This window comes from Falsirhodobacter halotolerans (assembly GCF_022899245.1).
GTDB lineage: Bacteria > Pseudomonadota > Alphaproteobacteria > Rhodobacterales > Rhodobacteraceae > Falsirhodobacter > Falsirhodobacter halotolerans.
Map to the genome: position 1 here is coordinate 1,127,097 of NZ_JALJAZ010000001.1, position 17,727 is coordinate 1,144,823.

The following is a 17,727-nucleotide window of genomic DNA, read 5'->3' on the forward strand; positions in this document are numbered from 1 at the left end:
CGCCGTCACGCCAGAAGGCGGGCCTCTCGTCGTGAAAGGCAGCGACGCGCTTTTTCGCGGTGCATGTCGTGCAGTTCGGGGAACAGGGCCTTCAACTCGTCCCGCATTGCATCGCTCATGCCGGCAAGGATGGTCGGTCCGAAAAACATCGTCTCCGTGATTGCGCCATCCGCCTCGATGATCTCATGCCCGGCGCAGGCGATGTGGACATAGGTGACATCGAACGTCGGCTCGATCCGAATGGTTGTTCCGTTCACCAGATGGACGGCGGCCACGAGAACCTCGGCCTCGGCGAACTGCGCCTCCACCGCCGTGCCGCGCAGCATCATGCGGTGTTGCTGCGACACGCGCATGTCGCTGGTGTTGCCAAGCGCTCCCGCCTCGATCAGCACGGGGGCGAAGGGGCCGACACCCAAGGTCCGTGACGCCCCCGCCCACAGGATCGGTTGCGGCCCGTTGTCCCGGGTCACCACCAGATCGCCGATGCGCAACGTCTCCACCGCGCGCAGGCCGTTCGGGGTGCGAATTTGCGTGCCGGGGGTGAAGCAGGCACTTGCGGTTTGCGGCGTGGTGGCCAGCGCGTTGAACGGCAGCTTGGTGTTGCGCTTCGGCTCCACCCCGGGACCATAGGTCAGGGTTCCGGGGGCGATGCCATGCATGTCGATGACGAAGTTCCTGCCGCTGAAGATTTCATGCGTGGTGCTGGCGGCTCGTCCCTGAAATTCGTCGTTCTGCGGATTGCCGGACGAGAAGATCACCTTGCCGCTGGCATCATAGACATCGACAAACTGCCCGTTCTGAAAATGCTGCGCGCCATTTGTCTGGCGAACAACAATCTTAAAAACATCCTGATTTGTCCCGAGAGGCTTCACACCTTTCATGACCACCTTCATCTCATCACCATTCCCCCCTTGGGACAGGCTGTCGTAACGCGCAATCTTGTCGCCGGAAATATAGAGGATGACGTCGGAACTCATGAAAAACTCCTTTGACTTCGGATTTTTTCATTCGATGCGGCGAACCCCGGATATACTCAACCAAGATAACTCAGCGCATATGTTTAAAATTATCATGATAACTGTTCTTACAACCAACTTAACAACCACAGGTTTTAATAGCGTGTCATGAACAGCAATAATCAACTTGGGGTAGAATTATGTTTCAATTGCATGTCCAAATAAGTTACCGCCGCGACCGACGAAGGCTGACTGCAAATGGCCAAAATCCCAGTATCCCTGTCTGAAATTTGGCGTCTTCACCTTCGGGCGTGCCGCCGATAAGAATCAGGTGCTGCCGGATGACCCGGCGTGAAAGGCGTTCATGCGTACCATCACCACCACCGATGACCTTGCCGCATTCTGCGAGGTTGCCAAGACCCACCCCTATGTCACCGTCGATACCGAGTTCCTGCGCGAGCGGACCTATTGGTCCAAGCTGTGCCTGATCCAGATGGCATTGCCGGATGGAGAGGCCCTGCTGATTGATCCGATCGAGGGCGAGGGGATGGACCTTGCCCCCCTCTATGACCTTTTCCGTTGGGAAAAGACCGTAAAGGTGTTCCACGCCGCGCGGCAGGATCTGGAGATTTTCTTCGTCGAAGGCGGCGTCATTCCAAAGCCTTTGTTCGACACGCAGGTGGCGGCCATGGTCTGCGGATTTGGCGAGCAGGTCGGCTATGAGACGCTGGTGCGCCGCATAGCCAAACAGGATCTGGACAAGACCTCGCGCTTTACCGACTGGTCGCGCCGCCCGCTTTCGGATGCACAGAAGAACTATGCGTTGGCTGATGTCACCCATCTGCGTGACATCTACGAATATCTTGACCAGCAGTTGAAGAAGACCGGGCGCGAACGGTGGGTGGGCGAGGAATTGGCGATCCTGAACGATCCCGCAACCTACACCGTGCATCCTGATGAAGCCTGGCTTCGTGTCAAGACGCGCACCACCTCGCCCAAGTTTCTGGCCATTGTGCGCGAACTTGCGAGGTTCCGCGAACATTACGCGCAGTCCAACAACGTGCCCCGGTCGCGGGTCCTGAAGGATGACGCCTTGCTGGAGGTCGCCTCCACGCGCCCCGCCACGGTCGAAGATCTGGGCCGGTCGCGGCTGCTTTTGCGCGAAGCGCGGCGCGGTGATATTGCCGATGGCATCCTTGCCGCAGTCAAGGCGGGGCAGGAAACGGCGCCCAAGGATCTGCCGAAGGTGGTCGCGACCAAGGACGCCGCGCAGGTCAATCCCGCGCTGGCCGATCTTCTGCGCGTGCTTCTGAAGGCGAAGTCCGAAACGCTGGGGGTCGCGTCGAAGCTGATCGCCTCCTCGTCCGATCTCGACGCCCTCGCGGCGGGGGAACGGGACCTGCTGCCGCTGAAAGGCTGGCGGATGGAGGCGTTCGGTGATGATGCCCTGCGCCTGTGCCGGGGCGAGATTGCCCTGTCGGCCAAGGGCAATTCGGTGAAAGTCGTGACGCTTTAACGCGCTTGGGACAGGGCGTTTGACGCGCCCTGCACCACGATCCGGCGCGTGTTGGCCAAGGTGGCATTGGTCAGCGCCGTCGCCGCGACGATCTGGCGGGATGTCGTCGTGCCCGTGGGCATGGCCGTGGCCGGGGCGGTCGCGTGGAACTTCAGGATCAAGGTGCCATCCGGCTGAGCCGTCTGCGCGATCAGGGCCGGGCCATACCAGCCCTCGGTGGGGGCGACCCCCGTGGCGCGGACGATCGCCCCGTTCGGGGTGCGGTCTACCTCCACCTCGGTGACCTGAGCGATCAGCGGGCGGGGGTCTTCGGTCACGACGGTCTGGGTGGGCGCGGGCGTGTCGCCCCCGCTGTTCAGCCAGGTGCCGGGGTTCAGGCGGTTGCAGCCGCCAAGTGTCGTGCCAAGGATCAACAGGGCCAAAAGCGGTCGTGTCATCGCCATCTCCATCACGTGCATCCGTGCTACCCCACGGGCCGCCGTTTGAAAAGCGCGGACTGGACGCGGGCCGCCGGTCGGCATACCTCTGCCGCAACGAAGGAGGTGCCGATGGCCACGCAAGCGTTCGAAGATATCGCCGACACATTCGAATTTCTGGACGATTGGGAGGACCGCTATCGCCACGTCATCGAATTGGGCAAGGCGATGCCGCCCATGTCCGATGCGTTGAAGACCCCGGCGACGAAGGTGGACGGTTGCGCCAGCCAGGTCTGGATTCATCCCACGGTCGCGGATGGCACCTTCACCTTTGCCGGCGACAGCGATGCGATGATCGTGCGCGGGCTGATCGCGGTCCTGCACGCCTTGTATGCGGGCGTACCGGTGGGCAAGGTGACCGCGATCGATGCGGGGGCCGAACTGGGGCGGCTTGGGCTGGACCGGCACCTGTCGGCGCAGCGGTCGAACGGCGTGCGAGCGATGGTCACCCGCATCCGTGAGGTGGCGGCGGCAGCCTAGAGCTGCTCCACCGTTACCTTAGCCCCGTCGAACGTGATATACCCGTCCAGACGTTCGGTGGACGGGCCGGTCGCCTCAAAGGCCCAGGCCACGTCCGTCACGGTGTCGGAGGCCGAGACGAGCGAAAAGCGCATCGCCTCTCCCCCACGCCGGTTTTCAAATCCGCTGGCATCCAGAAAGGCCATGGCCACATCGCTGCGTGGAAAGAACAAAAGCGGTGCCTGCGGCCCGTCCTCCATCTCCAACGCCTCGGACGTTTCGGCCAGGATGGCATCGCTGCTGCGCACGACCCAACGCCCCGGACGTCTGCGGATACGAATATCAGCCGGCATGGATACCCCCATCATGTGTGATTGGGCGCACTATACCGGCGGACGTTAGCGCTGTCACCCCACCAAAGGCTGTGTTGCGGCGATGAGCCAGTCCTTCGCCGCATCCCCCACGCGGGGGGCGATGCGGGCCGCGACCTCGGCGTGATAGGCGTCGATCCAGGCCCGCTCCTCGGCCGAGAGGGTGGCGGTCAGGATCAGCCGACGGTCGAAGGGGACGAAGGTCAATGTCTCGAACCGAAGCTGGGTCCGGTCATCCGCCATTCGGGGGGCGGGTTCGACCGCGATCAGGTTCTCAAGGCGGATGCCGAACGCGCCCTCACGATAGTATCCCGGTTCGTTCGACAGGATCATGCCCGGTTCCAGCGGCACCTCGGAAATGCGGGCGATACGCTGCGGCCCTTCATGCACCGAAAGGAAGGCCCCGACCCCGTGGCCCGTGCCGTGATCGTAATCACGCCCGTCCACCCAAAGCGGAAACCGCGCCAAGGCATCCAGATCCCGTCCGGCCAACCCTTTGGGCCAGCGCGCGCGCGAAACCGCGATAAGCCCGCGCAGAACGCGGGTGTAGCAGTCCCGCGCCTCGTCCCCCGGATCGCCGATGGCGATGGTGCGGGTGATGTCGGTCGTGCCGTCCACATACTGCGCGCCGGAATCGACCAGAAGAAGTTGGTCATTCTCGATCTTGCGGTCGCTGTCATGCGTCACGCGGTAATGCATGATGGCCCCATTGGGTCCCGCGCCGCAAATCGTCTCAAAGCTGATGTCATGAAGGGCGTTGGTCGCGCGGCGGAACCCCTCCAGCGCTTCAACCACCGAAATCTCGGTCAGGTCGCCGGGGGCGGTGCGGTCCAGCCATGCCAGGAACTCGACCACCGCCGCGCCGTCGCGCAGATGGGCCTCGCGCATACCTTGCAATTCGGCCTCGGTCTTGCGGGCCTTGGGCAAGCGGCAGGGATCGTCCCCCTCCACGATCTTGGTGCCGCAATCCAGCAGGATCTGCCGGATGGCAATCGGGGCGGTGGCGGCATCGAGGCGAACGGGGCCCGTGAGGCGGCGCAAGGCCGAGTCAATATCGTCGGGCGCGTGCAGACGCACATCCGGCCCCAGATGGGCGCGCACCTTCTCGCCCACCTTTTCGGGGGCGATGAACAGATCGACGGTCGCATCCTTGTGCAGCAGGGCAAAGCCGTGCGGCACCGGATTGCGCGGCACGTCCGATCCGCGGATGTTCAGCAGCCAGGCCAGGCTGTCGGGCAGGGTGATGACCGCCGTCTCGGCCCCCATGGTCGCGGCCAGATCGGCGCGTTTGTCGGCCGCGCTGCGCCCGGCCAGAGATTCTGGCTGAACGAAGGTCTGCCCCATCGGGGCGTCCGGTTGGTCGTCCCAGATACGATCCACAAGATTGGTGACCGGGCGCAGATGAACGCCCGCATCGCGCAGCTTCGTAATCTCGGCATGGGTGTGCAGCCAAGGATCGTAGCCGATGACATCCTTCGTACGCTCGGTGATCCACGGACCCGGCTGCGTCTCGGGCCACGGCACGGGGGTGTAGGCGGCCAGATCCACCTGACCCTTGATCTGGGTGCGATAGCGACCGTCGATGAACACCCCGGCCTGATCGGTCAGCGCAACGCAGAACCCGGCCGATCCGGTGAATCCGGTCAGCCACGCCAGACGTTCGTCCCGCCGGGCCACGTATTCGCCCTGATGGACGTCGGCGCGGGGGATCAGGAACCCTCCAAGCCCTTCGCGCGCCATCTCAGTCCGCAGGGCCGCCAGTCGGTCCGCCCCCAAATCGGGGCGCGCGGTCGTCGTAAAACTCTGCAGCATCAGCCCATCTTCCTCATTCCAAGAACGCGCGCGCGCTTGCGCGGATCGGCGTCGAACAACGAGGCGAGCTGCTCCGTCATCGCCCCCGCCAGCTGTTCCACATCCGTGATGGTCACGGCGCGTTCGTAATAGCGTGTGACGTCATGCCCGATGCCGATGGCGATAAGTTCGACCGCGCGGCGGCGCTGGACCATCGCGATCACATCGCGCAGGTGCTTTTCCAAGTAGTTTGCGGGATTGACCGACAGGGTGCTGTCATCCACCGGCGCCCCGTCCGAGATCACCATCAGGATCTTGCGGGATTCGTTGCGTGCGGTGATGCGGCGGTGCGCCCATTCCAGCGCCTCGCCGTCGATGTTTTCCTTCAGCAGGCCTTCCTTCATCATCAGCCCAAGGTTTGGACGGGCCCGCCGCCACGGCGTATCCCCCCCTTTGTAGATGATGTGCCGCAAGTCGTTCAGCCGCCCCGGGTGGGCCTTGCGCCCTTCGGCCAGCCACGCCTCGCGGCTTTGGCCGCCTTTCCACGCGCGGGTGGTGAAGCCGAGGATTTCGACCTTCACCTGGCACCGTTCCAGCGTCCGCGCCAGAACGTCGGCGCAGATCGCCGCGATGGAAATGGGACGCCCGCGCATCGAGCCGGAATTGTCCAGAAGCAGCGTCACGCAGGTGTCGCGGAATTCGGTGTCGTGTTCGATCTTGAACGACAGGGGGGTCGTCGGGTTCGCCACGACCCGCGCCAGACGGCCCGCATCCAGCGTGCCCTCCTCCAGATCGAATTCCCACGACCGGCTTTGTTGCGCCTGAAGGCGGCGTTGCAGCTTGTTGGCCAAACGGCTGACCGCGCCCTTCAGCGGATCCAACTGCTGATCGAGATAGGCGCGCAGGCGTTCCAGTTCCGCCGGTTCCGCCAGATCCTCGGCGTGGATTTCCTCGTCGAACCGCGTGGTGAAGGCGGTGTAATTCGGATCGGCGGCGGAATGGGGGGCAGGGGGCGGAGGTTCGTCCTGCGTGTCGTTCTCCGGCGCCTCGGCCTCCTCGCCCTCCATCTGGTCCTGCGTCTCGTCCATGGAGACCTGGGCCTGGGTCGCGTCCTGCTGCTGATCCTGGCTTTGTTCGGGCGAGGCGTCGGACTCGTCGGCCTCACCGTCCTGATCGGCGGTGGATTCGGGTTCCTCGTCGTCCTGCTGGGCGTCGTCGGGGGCCTCGTCGCCGGGATCGGCCTGATCGGGATCGTCGCCCAGCTGATCGGCATAGCCCATGTCGGCGATGGCCTGCCGGGTAAGCCGCGCGAAGGCCGCCTGATCGGACAGGACATCGCGCAGATCGCCAAGCGTGCCGCCCGCCTGATCCTCGATGAAGCCGCGCCACAGATTCATGACGTTGTCCGCCCCTTCGGGCAGGGGCCGTCCCGTCGCCAGATGGCGGACGAGATAGCCCGCCGCCACCGACAGCGGCGCATCCTGCGACCGGCGGATCTGGGCATACCCCTTCCGCGCCGCCTCGTGCCCGATCCGCGCGTCGATGTTGGTGGCGGTGCCGGGCATGTCCTCGGCCCCCATCGCTTCGCACCGCGCGGTTTCCATCGCGTCGTAAATGTCCCGCGCCAGGGGCCCGGTCGGGGCATAGCGGGCCGACGTCCCCTCGTCGTGATAGCGGCGGCGCAGCGCATAGGCGTCCGCCGTGCCGCGCGCCAGAAGCACCTCGTCGCGCGTCATGCGACGGGTGACTTGCGGCAGACGCATCCCCTCCGCCGTCATGCCCGGCGGATCGACCGAAAAGGCGACCGTCATGTCGCGGTCGCGGGCCATGGTCCGCGTCGCCTCGGTCAGGGCCTTCTTGAACGGATCGGCGGGATTGTCGGAGGGTTTGCTCATGGCCCCTTACTTCATCGCTGTGGAGGCGGCGCTTTCGGGCAGTTCCTCGCCAAAGCAGCGTTGATAGAATTCCGCCACGGTCTGCCGTTCCAGCTCATCGCATTTGTTCAGGAAGGTCAGGCGGAAGGCATAGCCCACATTGCGGAAGATTTCCGCATTCTGCGCCCAGGCGATCACGGTGCGCGGCGACATCACGGTGGACAGATCGCCGTTCATGAAGGCCGTCCGCGTCATGTCGGCCACGGTGACCATCTGGCTGATCTCCTTGCGGCCCTTTTCGGTGTTGTAATGCGGGGCCTTCGACAGGACGATGTTCACCTCGGCGTCATGCGACAGATAGTTCAGCGTGGCGACAAGGCTCCACCGGTCCATCTGACCCTGGTTGATCTGTTGGGTGCCGTGATAAAGGCCGGTCGTGTCGCCCAGACCCACGGTGTTCGCGGTGGCGAACATGCGGAAGGACGGGTGGGGGCGGATAACCTCGTTCTGGTCCAGAAGCGTCAGCTTGCCGTCGGTTTCCAGAACTCGCTGGATCACGAACATCACATCCGCGCGGCCCGCATCGTATTCGTCGAAGACGATGGCGCAGGGGTTGCGCAGCGCCCAAGGCAGGATGCCTTCCTGAAAGCTGGTGACCTGCTTGCCGTCCACCAGCTTGATCGCGTCCTTGCCGATCAGGTCGATCCGGCTGACATGGCTGTCGAGGTTGACCCGCACGCAAGGCCAGTTCAGGCGGCTGGCGACCTGTTCGATATGCGTGGATTTCCCCGTCCCGTGATACCCCTGGATCATCACCCGGCGGTTGTAGGCGAAGCCCGCGAGGATTGCGAGCGTGGTGTCGGGATCGAACTTGTAGGTGGGATCCTCGTCCGGCACACGTTCGGAGCGTTCGGCAAAGCCCTTCACCTTCATGTCGGTGTCGATGCCGAACACCTCGCGGACGGAAAGTTCCTCGGTGGGTTTGGCTGGCATGTCCGACATGGCGTCCTCTTATCTATGACTGGGTGTTTTGTGGAACATCCTCCGCGCGGGCGCAAGGCCGGAACCCATGGGAAATCCGCCCGTTGATTGGGCAGCATCCATCATCAACGGAGACGGAAAATGAGATTTCAGGACAAGATCGTTGTCGTGACGGGCGCGGGATCGGGCATCGGCGCGGCGACCGCCCGGCGGTTTTCGCAAGAGGGTGCGACGGTCGTTCTGGTCGGACGGACCCAAAGCAAGCTGACGGCCGTGGCGGCGGATCTGGACAGTGCGCGCACGCATGTGGTCGCGGGCGACATCGGGACCGAGGAGGGGATTGCGACCATCCTCTCCGCCGTCGAAGGGCTGGGGGGTCTGGACGTTTTGGTGAACAATGCCGGCATCGCGGTCATGGGCACGATCGAGGATATCTCGGTGGAGGATTGGCGTCGGCAGATCGACGTGAACCTGACCGGCACCTTCATGATGACCAAGGCCGCCTGGCCCCATCTGAAGGCGCGCAAGGGCAATATCGTCAACGTCTCCTCGGTTTCGGGCCTGGGCGGGGATTGGGAGATGCTCGCCTATAACGCGTCGAAGGGCGGGATCTCGAACTTCACCCGCGCGCTGGCGCTGGATGCGGCCAAGGCGGGGGTGCGGGTGAATGCGGTCAACCCGTCCTTCACCAAGACGGGCCTGACCGAGGATATGCTGGACAACAAGGATCTGGTCGCGAAATTCGCCGAGAGGATGCCCCTGGGGGCCCCGGCCGACCCCTCCGATATCGCGTCGGCCATCCTCTTCCTCGCCTCGGACGACGCGCGTTTTGTCACCGGGGTCAACCTGCCCGTGGACGGGGGGCTGATGGCGTCGAACGGCCAGCCCGCGCAATGATCAGTCGCGGAAAAAGCGGCTATCCTTGATCTGATCCCACGCCCAGACGACTTCCTGCAACCGCTCCTCATCGGCGCGGTTGCCGCCGTTCATGTCGGGGTGAAGGTCCTTGACCAGGGATTTGTATTGCTTGCGGATGTCCACGCGTGTCCAGGTGTCGCGCGCATCCAGGATCTCCAGCGCCTTGCGTTCGGTGGGGGGCAGTTTGCGCGTGGCACCGCCGGCCGGACGGGTCGGCGCCGTCGGGGTTTCGCCAAGAATGCCGATCGGATCGTCGATGCCCAGACGGGACCATACATGTCCTTCGTCCGGCTTCTTGGTCGGGCCCCACGCCCGATCCTTGTCAAGGAATTGCTGGAAATCCTCCTCGGTCTTGCCGGTGAAGAAGTTCCACTTCAGATTGTATTCCCGCACATGCTCCTTACAGAACCAGACATATTCGTCCAGATGGTCGGGCGACCGCGGGGCGCGGTAAAGGCCGGGTTCGGTGCAGCCCGCATGGGCACAGGGATGGGTGGAGCTTTCCTGCGCCCCCGACATGCCCCGACGCCCCGTCTTGCGGCGCTTCTTGTCGGATGACACACGCATGTCGAAGTCGAAGGGGGATTTGGTCATCGTAAGGGCCTTTCCGAGTCGGAGGCGAGAGTTTAGTCATTTGACGCGCAAGATGAAGGGGGGACCGCCCATGAAAATCGCGGACGAGATGGAGCGGCGGCTGATCGCCGCCTTCACGCCGACCGAGTTGACCGTGACGGACGAGAGCGACAAGCATATCGGCCATGCGGGGTATCAGGAGGGGGGGCAAAGCCATTTCCACATCCGTGTACGTGCGGCAGCCCTTGGCGACATGACGCGCATCCAGCGGCATCGCGCGATACATGCGGCACTGGGTGACATCGTTCCGCGCATTCACGCGCTGTCCTTGGATGCGGGAGCCTGACATGACCGTCCGCCTGGCCGATTACGCCCCGCCCAGCCATCTGATTGAACATGTGGATCTGTCCTTCCGGCTGGACCCGCAAGCGACGCGGGTTCTGTCCACCATCCGATTCGTCCCAAATCCCGCCGCCCCGTCCGCCACGCTCCGCCTGAACGGCGAGGGGCTGACCCTGATCGCCGCCAGCATCGACGATGCGCCGATCGCCGATGTGCCCGACGCGACCGGCCTGTCGCTGACCGTGCCGCCGCACCCTTTCACCTTCCGCGCCGAGGTGGAGATTTCGCCCGCCACCAACACCGCGCTGGAGGGGCTTTACATGTCGAACGGCATGTATTGCACCCAATGCGAGGCGGAAGGGTTCCGCAAGATCACCTTCTATCCCGACCGGCCCGACGTGATGGCCCCGTTCCGGGTGCGGATCGAGGGGGACCTGCCGGTACGTCTGTCCAACGGGGATGAGGTTGCGCCGGGTGAATGGCACGACCCGTGGCCCAAGCCCGCGTATCTTTTCGCGCTGGTCGCGGGGGATCTGGTGGCGCATTCGGACCGCTTCGTGACCCGATCGGGCCGCGATGTGGCGCTGAACATCTGGGTTCGCAAGGGGGACGAGGATCGCTGCGCCTATGCCATGGATGCGTTGAAACGGTCGATGGCCTGGGACGAGCGCGTCTATGGCCGGGAATACGACCTGTCGGTGTTCAACATCGTCGCGGTGGACGATTTCAACATGGGCGCGATGGAGAACAAGGGGTTGAACATCTTCAACTCCAAATACGTGCTGGCCCGTCCCGAAACGGCAACGGATGAGGATTTCGCCCGGATCGAGGCGATCATCGCCCATGAATATTTCCATAACTGGACCGGCAATCGCATCACATGCCGCGACTGGTTCCAGCTGTGCCTGAAGGAAGGGCTGACCGTGTTCCGCGATCAGCAGTTTTCCTCCGATGAGCGGGGCGAGGGGGTGAAGCGGATCGAGGATGTCCTGACCCTGCGCGCCCGCCAGTTCCGCGAGGATGCGGGGCCGCTGTCCCACCCGGTGCGGCCTGCGGAATATGAAGAGATCAACAACTTCTACACCGCCACGATCTATGAAAAAGGTGCGGAGGTGATCCGTATGCTGCGCCTGCTGGTGGGGCCTGAGGCCTATGACCGGGCGCTCGATCTTTATTTCACCCGCCACGACGGTCAGGCGTGCACGATCGAAGATTGGCTGACCGTGTTCGAGGATGCGACGGGCCGCGATCTGACGCAGTTCGCGCGGTGGTATACCGAGGCCGGAACGCCCGCCGTGACCATGTCCGAAGCATGGCAGGACGGCAAACTTACCCTGACCCTGACGCAAGCTGCCCCGGCGATGGTGATCCCGGTGGCGATCGGGCTTCTGGCGCCCGATGGGGCGGAGGTGCTGCCGACGACCGTTCTGGAGATGACGGAGGCCGAGCAGAGTTTCACCTTCGACGCCCCGACGCGTCCGGTGGTATCCGCGTTGCGCGGATTTTCCGCCCCCGTTCTGCTGTCGCGCCCCGATGCGCCGGAGGAGCGGGCGTTTCTGCTGGCCCACGACAGCGATCCCTTCACCCGATGGGAGGCGGGGCGGTCGCTGGGCAAGTCGGTCATGGCGAACGTCATTCTGGGCGACGGTGTTTCGACCAAATGGCTGGACGCGCTGGCACGCCTGACCACGGATGCGTCGCTGGACCCGGCGTTCCGCGCGCTCAGCCTGCGTTTGCCGGCCGAGGATGACATGGCCCGCACCTTGGCTGCGGCGGGCACGGTGCCCGATCCCGAGGCCCTTCACGCCGCGCGGGGTCGCATGGCGCAGGCGCTGGCCGAACGGCTGGCGGACGACCTTGCGGATCTATGCGCGCCGGTTCCGGGCGCATGGTCGCCCGATGCAGGGCAGGCGGGCCGGCGCGCGTTGCGGATGCAGGCACTTGCCCTGCACTCCCGTCTGGACGGCGGGGCTGTGGCGCAACAGGTCTTCGATCGGGCCGACAACATGACCGAGGAGGTGGGCGCCCTGACGGCATTGCTGGAGGTCGGGGTGACGGCGGCGGCGGATACGTTCCTGTCCCGCTGGCGACATGATCGTCTGGTGATGGACAAATGGTTCACGCTGAACGTCCTTCATGCCAAGGATGCCCCGGCGGTGGTGGCCGACCTGATCCGCCACCCGCTGTTCGATGCCGCCAATCCCAACCGCTTCCGCGCCGTCTTCGGCGCGCTTGCCGCCAACCATGCGGGGTTCCACCGCGCGGACGGGGCGGGGTATCGGCTGATGGCCGACGCGCTGATCGCGCTGGACCCTGTCAATCCGCAGACGGCGGCGCGGGTATCCTCGGCGTTCGAGGGAGTCGCGATCTATGACGCGGCCCGGCAGGCCCGGATGCGCGAAGAGTTGCAGCGGATCGCGGTCACCCCCGGCCTGTCGACCGATCTTCGGGAAATGGTGGCACGGATGCTGAAGGACCGGCGGAATTGATCCTTTCGCCGGGGCGTGCCCTTGCGTTTCGGGGGGTTTCACGCCATTTTCCAGATCACGCCGCCGTTAGGTAGAGATCATGAAAGACCGTATTGACCCCCTTATCGCCGAGCGCGCGCCTTGGCTGTTTTCGGGGCGACCTCATCATCGGCTGGCTTATGCGGCACTGACGCAAGTTTTGGGATATCCCAAGACCTTGGCCTTGGCCGAGGAATACCGCGATCTGACCACGCCCGAACTGATGGGACGCGTGGCCGCGCTGATTGCGCGGGACATCCAGATCACGGGGCTTGAGAACATTCCCCGCAACGGTCGGGCGATGATCGTGGCCAACCATCCGACCGGCATCGCCGACGGCGTGATCCTGCATCATCTTCTGTCGCCGCTGCGCCCGGACCTGTTCTTTTACGCCAACAGCGACATTCTGCGCGTGATGCCGCAGATGGCCGACCTGATCTGTCCGGTGGAATGGCGGCAGGAAAAACGCTCGTTGCAGAAAACGCGCGAGACGATGGAGTATACCCGCAAGGCGATGGAGGCGGGACGTCTGGGGATCATCTTCCCCTCGGGGCGTCTGGCCAAGCGCACGGGCCTGAAGCTGATGGAGCGGCCTTGGATGGCCTCGGCCGCGATGATCGCGCGCAAATTCGACGTGCCGGTCATTCCGCTGAACATCCGGGCGCGGAATTCCACGCTGTTCTATCTGTTCGATCTGGTCCACCCGACCTTGCGCGACATCACCCTGTTCCATGAGGTGCTGAACAAGCACCGTCAGCCGTATCGGGTCGCGGTCGGCAATCCGATCCTGCCCGACCGCATTTCGAACAAGTCCGAAGAGGGGATCGAGATGCTGCGCGCGGAAACGCTGGCGCTTGGCGGGGAATACGCCCCGGCGGTCAGCCTTGTGCAGATGACGAAACTGCCGACGTTCAAATCCTCGGCCCGTCTGACGACATGAAAAAAGCCCGGCAAGGCCGGGCTTTCGCATCAGATCGCGCAGTAATCCTGCGACCGGGTCCATTGCGCCATTTCGGCGCGTTTGGCCGAGGATCGGAAGGGGGCCCAGTCACGCCCCATACCGCGACGCCCCTGCGCGCCCGCCACCATATTGTCGCGCGACACCTGGGCCGAGGCGATGTTGACCGCGCAGGCCAGATTGGCCGAGCCGTTTTTCAGTTCGGACGTCGTCGTGGCATCGCAGTCATAGGCGCGGGCCGTGCGGGGGGCGATCTGCACCAGACCGATCCACTTGCCACCGCCGCCGGATGCGGCCGGGTTCCAGGTGCTTTCGTGCTTGGCCAGCGCCGACAGCATCGCCGTCCAGAATGCACGACGTTCGTCCATGGAGGCGGTGCGGTAACCGGGGCACCATGTGTCGATGTCATTGGGAACAAGGGCAGCCAGATCGGCGTCTTTCTGCGAAACCGCGGCGAGTGTCTGACGGGTCCAGGACGACGCTTCCGGGCGGAAGTCCCACCGCATCACCGGCAAGGAGGCCGGTTCGGTGGTTTTGGTCTGGGTGGCACATCCGGCAACCGGCAACGCGAGCATCGCGCCGAAAACAAGCTTCCTGAACGTCATGGATCCTGAAATGGTGGCACCGCCCGTTGCAGGCGGCCCGGCGCTTTTGGCCGGAATCGTCCCAAGTGGCAACCGTTTCGCGCGGATGCCGGCGGGAATCTGCCGGATGTGCGATCCTGCACAGGGTTGATGCGGGGGACGGAGCGGCATAAAACGTCAGCAATCCATGAGGAATGACGATGCTGGACCTGACCTACGACACCCCGACCCCCAAAGTCATCGCCGGCGCGCGCGAGGATTGGGAACTTGTGATCGGCATGGAAATTCATGCGCAGGTGTCGTCCCAGGCCAAGCTGTTCTCCGGTGCCTCCACGGGATTCGGGGCGGAGCCGAACAGCCATGTGGCCTTCGTCGATTGCGCGATGCCCGGAATGCTGCCGGTCATCAACGAATACTGCGTCGAGCAGGCGGTGCGCACCGGGCTGGGGCTGAAGGCGGGGATCAATCTGCGTTCGGCCTTCGACCGCAAGAACTATTTCTATCCCGATCTGCCGCAGGGGTATCAGATCAGCCAGCTTTACCACCCCATCGTGGGCGAGGGGGAGGTTCTGGTCGAGATGGGGCCGGGGGTCGCCCGTCTGGTTCGGATCGAGCGGATCCATCTTGAACAGGACGCCGGCAAGTCGATCCACGACATGGACCCGAATATGAGCTTCGTGGATTTCAACCGCACCGGCGTCGCGCTGATGGAGATTGTTAGCCGCCCCGATATTCGCGGCCCGGAAGAGGCGGCGGCTTATGTGGTGAAGCTGCGCCAGATCCTGCGCTATTTGGGCACCTGCGACGGCAACATGCAGAACGGCAACCTGCGGGCGGACGTGAACGTGTCGGTCTGCCGTCCGGGGCAATACGAGAAGTTTCAGGCGACGGGCGATTTCAGCCATCTCGGCACGCGGTGCGAGATCAAGAACATGAATTCCATGCGGTTCATTCAGGCGGCCATCGATTACGAGGCGCGCCGCCAGATCGCCATTCTGGAGGACGGCGGGTCCATCGTTCAGGAAACGCGGCTGTATGACGCCGAAAAGAATGAGACGCGGTCTATGCGCTCGAAAGAGGAGGCGCACGATTACCGCTATTTCCCCGATCCCGACCTTTTGCCGCTGGAGATTGAGCAGGCGTGGGTGGACGACATCGCGGCGCGGATGCCGGAATTGCCGGACGCCAAGAAGGCGCGCTTCATGGGCGATTTCGGCCTGACGGATTATGACGCGAACGTCCTGACCGCCGAACTGGATGCGGCCGGCTTCTTTGAGGATGTGGCCAAGGGCCGCGACGGCAAGCAGGCGGCGAACTGGGTCATCAACGAATTGTTCGGGCGTTTGAACAAGGAAGGGCTGGGCATCGACGCCTCGCCCATGTCGGCGGCACAGCTGGGCGGCATCCTCGATCTTATGGCGTCCGGCGAGATTTCGGGCAAGATGGCCAAGGATCTGTTCGAGATCGTCTGGCTGGTGGGGGGCGATCCGGCGGAGATCGCGGCCGCGCGCGGGATGAAGCAGGTGACCGACACCGGCGCGATCGGGACGGCGGTGGACGAGATCATCGCCGCCAACCCGGCGCAGGTGGAAAAGGCCAAGGCCAACCCCAAGCTGGCCGGGTGGTTCGTCGGTCAGGTCATCAAGGCGACGGGGGGCAAAGCCTCGCCGCAGATGGTGAACGAGGTCGTGGCGGCCAAGCTGGGCTTGTGATGGAGCGTGATGCGCTTGCCACCTTGAACGAGCGCATCAAGATGATGGCGGGGTTCAACAACGCCATGGGGCTGGGCCTGATTGCGGTGGGCGTTCTGCGCCCGCTGTCCGAGGGGCGGATCGGGTCGGTTCCAGTCTTTGCGATGTGGATCGTGGCGGGTCTGGCTTTTCACGGGTTCGAGCTCTATATTCTACGATACATGCGGAAGGAGGCTGTCATATGATGTTCCTCGATTACGGCATTCCCTTGATCGCGCTGGCGCTTGGCGGCTGCGGTATCCTTGCGGCGCGCGAGATGTCGCGCCGGTTTGACCGACAGATGGCCGAGGCGGCGCGACGCAAACACCATCCAGCCGAATGAAAAAGCCGCCCCCCGGGGCGGTTTTCCTGTTTCAGGACCGACCTTCGCCTGTGCCACGGGCGGATCTGCCGTCCGTCTTTGCGGGCGCGTCCGATATTTGGCCTTTCCTCGGCGGGGAAATTGCGACAGGACGCGCGAAAGGAGATATCCATGGCAGGTTTCGGTTTTCAGATTGATGCCACCGACGGCAAGGCGCGGCGCGGCACCATCCAAACGACGCGGGGCGACATCCGCACCCCGGCCTTCATGCCGGTGGGCACAGCGGCGACGGTGAAGGCGATGATGCCCGACAGCGTGCGCGCCACCGGGGCCGATATCCTGCTGGGCAACACCTATCACCTGATGCTGCGCCCGACGGCCGAACGGATCGACCGGCTGGGCGGGTTGCACAGGTTCATGAACTGGGACCGGCCGATCCTGACGGACTCGGGCGGGTTTCAAGTGATGAGCCTGACGGCCTTGCGGAAGATGAGCGAGGAGGGCGTGCGCTTCAAATCGCATATCGACGGCAGCACGCATCATCTGACGCCGGAACGCAGCATGGAGATCCAGCGGCTTCTGGGATCGGACATCGTCATGGCGTTCGACGAATGCACCCCCTTTCCGGCGGATGAGGCGACGGCCCGCAAGTCGATGGAGCTGTCGATGCGGTGGGCGAAACGGTCGCGCGATGCCTTCGGGGATCGTCCGGGTCATGCGCTGTTCGGCATCCAGCAGGGCAGCGTGTTCCCCGATCAGCGCGCCGAAAGCGCCGAGGCGCTGCGCGCGATCGGCTTCGACGGTTATGCCGTGGGCGGTCTGGCCGTGGGCGAGGGGCAGAAGACCATGTTCGAGGTGCTGGACTACGCCCCCGACATGCTGCCCCAGGACAAGCCGCGTTATCTGATGGGGGTGGGCAAGCCCGATGATATCGTGGGCGCGGTGGAGCGGGGGATCGACATGATGGATTGCGTCCTGCCGTCCCGCTCGGGGCGGACGGGGCAGGCGTTCACGCGGCACGGGGTGGTCAACATCCGCAACGCGCGCCATGCCGACGATCCGCGCCCGTTGGACGAGGCCTGCACCTGTCCGGCCTGCCGCAACTATTCCCGCGCCTATCTCCACCATGTGACCCGCGCGCAAGAGATCATCGGGTCGATGCTGATGACGTGGCACAATCTTCATTACTATCAGGAGTTGATGCAGGGTCTGCGCGACGCGATCGGGGCAGGGCGGCTGGCCGCCTTTGTGGCCGATTTTCACGCGCAGCGGGCGGCGGGGGATATCGAACCTCTGTGACGGCTGGTTGACACGATTTGTTCGACCCCCCAAATATGCTCGACAGACCCGGGGAGGGCCGAGTGTTGCC

At 64.1% G+C, this 17,727-nt stretch carries 19 protein-coding genes; 11 read left to right on the plus strand and 8 right to left on the minus strand.

Features of this window, described 5'->3' with window-relative positions:
• Positions 1–5: 5 nt before the first annotated feature.
• Positions 6–659, minus strand: a complete 654-nt coding sequence (locus MU449_RS05950; protein WP_244737079.1) for a Hint domain-containing protein — start codon at positions 657–659, stop codon at positions 6–8.
• Between MU449_RS05950 and MU449_RS05955 the strand changes: the two genes are divergently transcribed.
• On the plus strand, positions 654–992 hold the full coding sequence (locus MU449_RS05955) for a hypothetical protein (protein ID WP_244737080.1): 339 nt from the start codon (positions 654–656) through the stop codon (positions 990–992). The two genes, MU449_RS05950 and MU449_RS05955, sit on opposite strands and share 6 nt — an antisense overlap.
• Before the next feature lie 328 nt (positions 993–1,320).
• Positions 1,321–2,472, plus strand: a complete 1,152-nt coding sequence (gene rnd / locus MU449_RS05960; RefSeq protein ID WP_244737081.1) for a ribonuclease D — start codon at positions 1,321–1,323, stop codon at positions 2,470–2,472.
• Here the strand turns inward: rnd and MU449_RS05965 are convergent.
• Positions 2,469–2,909 carry a hypothetical protein gene (locus tag MU449_RS05965; protein ID WP_244737082.1) on the minus strand — a complete coding sequence of 147 codons (441 nt, stop codon included), beginning with the start codon at positions 2,907–2,909 and terminating at the stop codon, positions 2,469–2,471. The two genes, rnd and MU449_RS05965, sit on opposite strands and share 4 nt — an antisense overlap.
• 111 nt (positions 2,910–3,020) lie before the next feature.
• Here MU449_RS05965 and MU449_RS05970 point away from each other — a divergent pair, with 111 nt between their 5' ends.
• Positions 3,021–3,428: a SufE family protein gene (locus MU449_RS05970; RefSeq protein ID WP_244737083.1), complete on the plus strand. Its 408-nt coding sequence runs from the start codon at positions 3,021–3,023 to the stop codon at positions 3,426–3,428.
• Here MU449_RS05970 and MU449_RS05975 read toward each other — a convergent pair.
• Genes MU449_RS05975 through cobS form a run of 4 tightly spaced genes read right to left on the minus strand, consistent with a single transcriptional unit; the run spans position 3,425 to position 8,445 of the window.
• Positions 3,425–3,760, minus strand: coding sequence for a DUF427 domain-containing protein (locus MU449_RS05975; protein ID WP_244737084.1), 336 nt, complete (start codon positions 3,758–3,760; stop codon positions 3,425–3,427). The genes MU449_RS05970 and MU449_RS05975 overlap by 4 nt on opposite strands.
• Before the next feature lie 54 nt (positions 3,761–3,814).
• Positions 3,815–5,590, minus strand: coding sequence for an aminopeptidase P family protein (locus MU449_RS05980; RefSeq protein ID WP_244737085.1), 1,776 nt, complete (start codon positions 5,588–5,590; stop codon positions 3,815–3,817).
• Positions 5,590–7,464, minus strand: coding sequence for a cobaltochelatase subunit CobT (cobT, locus tag MU449_RS05985; RefSeq protein WP_244737086.1), 1,875 nt, complete (start codon positions 7,462–7,464; stop codon positions 5,590–5,592). The genes MU449_RS05980 and cobT overlap by 1 nt, the downstream gene beginning before the upstream one ends.
• Before the next feature lie 6 nt (positions 7,465–7,470).
• Entirely contained in the window at positions 7,471–8,445 is a 975-nt protein-coding gene (cobS, locus tag MU449_RS05990) for a cobaltochelatase subunit CobS (protein ID WP_244737087.1), read from the minus strand.
• Between the two features lie 120 nt (positions 8,446–8,565).
• On the opposite strand from cobS, the gene budC reads away from it, so the two are divergent.
• On the plus strand, positions 8,566–9,321 hold the full coding sequence (gene budC / locus MU449_RS05995; RefSeq protein WP_244737088.1) for a meso-2,3-butanediol dehydrogenase: 756 nt from the start codon (positions 8,566–8,568) through the stop codon (positions 9,319–9,321).
• Here the strand turns inward: budC and MU449_RS06000 are convergent, their stop codons facing one another.
• Positions 9,322–9,936, minus strand: a complete 615-nt coding sequence (locus MU449_RS06000; protein ID WP_244737089.1) for a J domain-containing protein — start codon at positions 9,934–9,936, stop codon at positions 9,322–9,324.
• A gap of 70 nt (positions 9,937–10,006) precedes the next feature.
• Here MU449_RS06000 and MU449_RS06005 point away from each other — a divergent pair, with 70 nt between their 5' ends.
• The 3 genes from MU449_RS06005 to MU449_RS06015 all read left to right on the plus strand — a co-directional run bounded on the left by MU449_RS06005 (position 10,007) and on the right by MU449_RS06015 (position 13,704).
• A complete protein-coding gene (locus MU449_RS06005) occupies positions 10,007–10,261 on the plus strand; it encodes a BolA family protein (protein ID WP_244737090.1) in 255 nt (84 codons plus the stop codon).
• Between the two features lies 1 nt (position 10,262).
• On the plus strand, positions 10,263–12,746 hold the full coding sequence (pepN, locus tag MU449_RS06010; protein ID WP_425310073.1) for an aminopeptidase N: 2,484 nt from the start codon (positions 10,263–10,265) through the stop codon (positions 12,744–12,746).
• Positions 12,747–12,825: 79 nt separating this feature from the next.
• A complete protein-coding gene (locus MU449_RS06015) occupies positions 12,826–13,704 on the plus strand; it encodes a lysophospholipid acyltransferase family protein (RefSeq protein WP_244737092.1) in 879 nt (292 codons plus the stop codon).
• A gap of 29 nt (positions 13,705–13,733) precedes the next feature.
• Here MU449_RS06015 and MU449_RS06020 read toward each other — a convergent pair whose 3' ends face one another.
• Positions 13,734–14,327: a lytic transglycosylase domain-containing protein gene (locus tag MU449_RS06020; RefSeq protein WP_244737093.1), complete on the minus strand. Its 594-nt coding sequence runs from the start codon at positions 14,325–14,327 to the stop codon at positions 13,734–13,736.
• Between the two features lie 179 nt (positions 14,328–14,506).
• On the opposite strand from MU449_RS06020, the gene gatB reads away from it, so the two are divergent.
• From gatB to tgt, 4 genes are all read left to right on the plus strand, one after another.
• Positions 14,507–16,018: an Asp-tRNA(Asn)/Glu-tRNA(Gln) amidotransferase subunit GatB gene (gene gatB, locus MU449_RS06025; protein ID WP_244737094.1), complete on the plus strand. Its 1,512-nt coding sequence runs from the start codon at positions 14,507–14,509 to the stop codon at positions 16,016–16,018.
• Positions 16,018–16,242, plus strand: coding sequence for a hypothetical protein (locus tag MU449_RS06030; protein ID WP_244737095.1), 225 nt, complete (start codon positions 16,018–16,020; stop codon positions 16,240–16,242). Before gatB ends, MU449_RS06030 begins: the two co-directional genes overlap by 1 nt.
• Entirely contained in the window at positions 16,239–16,379 is a 141-nt protein-coding gene (locus tag MU449_RS06035) for a hypothetical protein (RefSeq protein ID WP_244737096.1), read from the plus strand. The genes MU449_RS06030 and MU449_RS06035 overlap by 4 nt, the downstream gene beginning before the upstream one ends.
• Positions 16,380–16,529: 150 nt before the next feature.
• Positions 16,530–17,657, plus strand: a complete 1,128-nt coding sequence (tgt, locus tag MU449_RS06040) for a tRNA guanosine(34) transglycosylase Tgt (RefSeq protein WP_244737097.1) — start codon at positions 16,530–16,532, stop codon at positions 17,655–17,657.
• Positions 17,658–17,727: the final 70 nt, after the last annotated feature.

Bases quoted from the DNA above. Each gene is read 5' to 3' on its own strand.
- MU449_RS06000 (WP_244737089.1), bottom strand. From the start codon at position 9,936: ATGACCAAATCCCCCTTCGACTTCGACATGCGTGTGTCATCCGACAAG.
- MU449_RS06015 (WP_244737092.1), top strand. From the start codon at position 12,826: ATGAAAGACCGTATTGACCCCCTTATCGCCGAGCGCGCGCCTTGGCTG.
- MU449_RS05975 (WP_244737084.1), bottom strand. From the start codon at position 3,760: ATGCCGGCTGATATTCGTATCCGCAGACGTCCGGGGCGTTGGGTCGTG.
- cobS (WP_244737087.1), bottom strand. From the start codon at position 8,445: ATGTCGGACATGCCAGCCAAACCCACCGAGGAACTTTCCGTCCGCGAG.
- MU449_RS05980 (WP_244737085.1), bottom strand. From the start codon at position 5,590: ATGCTGCAGAGTTTTACGACGACCGCGCGCCCCGATTTGGGGGCGGAC.
- gatB (WP_244737094.1), top strand. From the start codon at position 14,507: ATGCTGGACCTGACCTACGACACCCCGACCCCCAAAGTCATCGCCGGC.
- MU449_RS06005 (WP_244737090.1), top strand. From the start codon at position 10,007: ATGAAAATCGCGGACGAGATGGAGCGGCGGCTGATCGCCGCCTTCACG.
- MU449_RS05965 (WP_244737082.1), bottom strand. From the start codon at position 2,909: ATGACACGACCGCTTTTGGCCCTGTTGATCCTTGGCACGACACTTGGC.
- budC (WP_244737088.1), top strand. From the start codon at position 8,566: ATGAGATTTCAGGACAAGATCGTTGTCGTGACGGGCGCGGGATCGGGC.
- rnd (WP_244737081.1), top strand. From the start codon at position 1,321: ATGCGTACCATCACCACCACCGATGACCTTGCCGCATTCTGCGAGGTT.
- MU449_RS05950 (WP_244737079.1), bottom strand. From the start codon at position 659: ATGCATGGCATCGCCCCCGGAACCCTGACCTATGGTCCCGGGGTGGAG.
- MU449_RS06020 (WP_244737093.1), bottom strand. From the start codon at position 14,327: ATGACGTTCAGGAAGCTTGTTTTCGGCGCGATGCTCGCGTTGCCGGTT.
- MU449_RS06030 (WP_244737095.1), top strand. From the start codon at position 16,018: ATGGAGCGTGATGCGCTTGCCACCTTGAACGAGCGCATCAAGATGATG.
- pepN (WP_425310073.1), top strand. From the start codon at position 10,263: ATGACCGTCCGCCTGGCCGATTACGCCCCGCCCAGCCATCTGATTGAA.
- MU449_RS05955 (WP_244737080.1), top strand. From the start codon at position 654: ATGCATGTCGATGACGAAGTTCCTGCCGCTGAAGATTTCATGCGTGGT.
- MU449_RS05970 (WP_244737083.1), top strand. From the start codon at position 3,021: ATGGCCACGCAAGCGTTCGAAGATATCGCCGACACATTCGAATTTCTG.
- tgt (WP_244737097.1), top strand. From the start codon at position 16,530: ATGGCAGGTTTCGGTTTTCAGATTGATGCCACCGACGGCAAGGCGCGG.
- MU449_RS06035 (WP_244737096.1), top strand. From the start codon at position 16,239: ATGATGTTCCTCGATTACGGCATTCCCTTGATCGCGCTGGCGCTTGGC.
- cobT (WP_244737086.1), bottom strand. From the start codon at position 7,464: ATGAGCAAACCCTCCGACAATCCCGCCGATCCGTTCAAGAAGGCCCTG.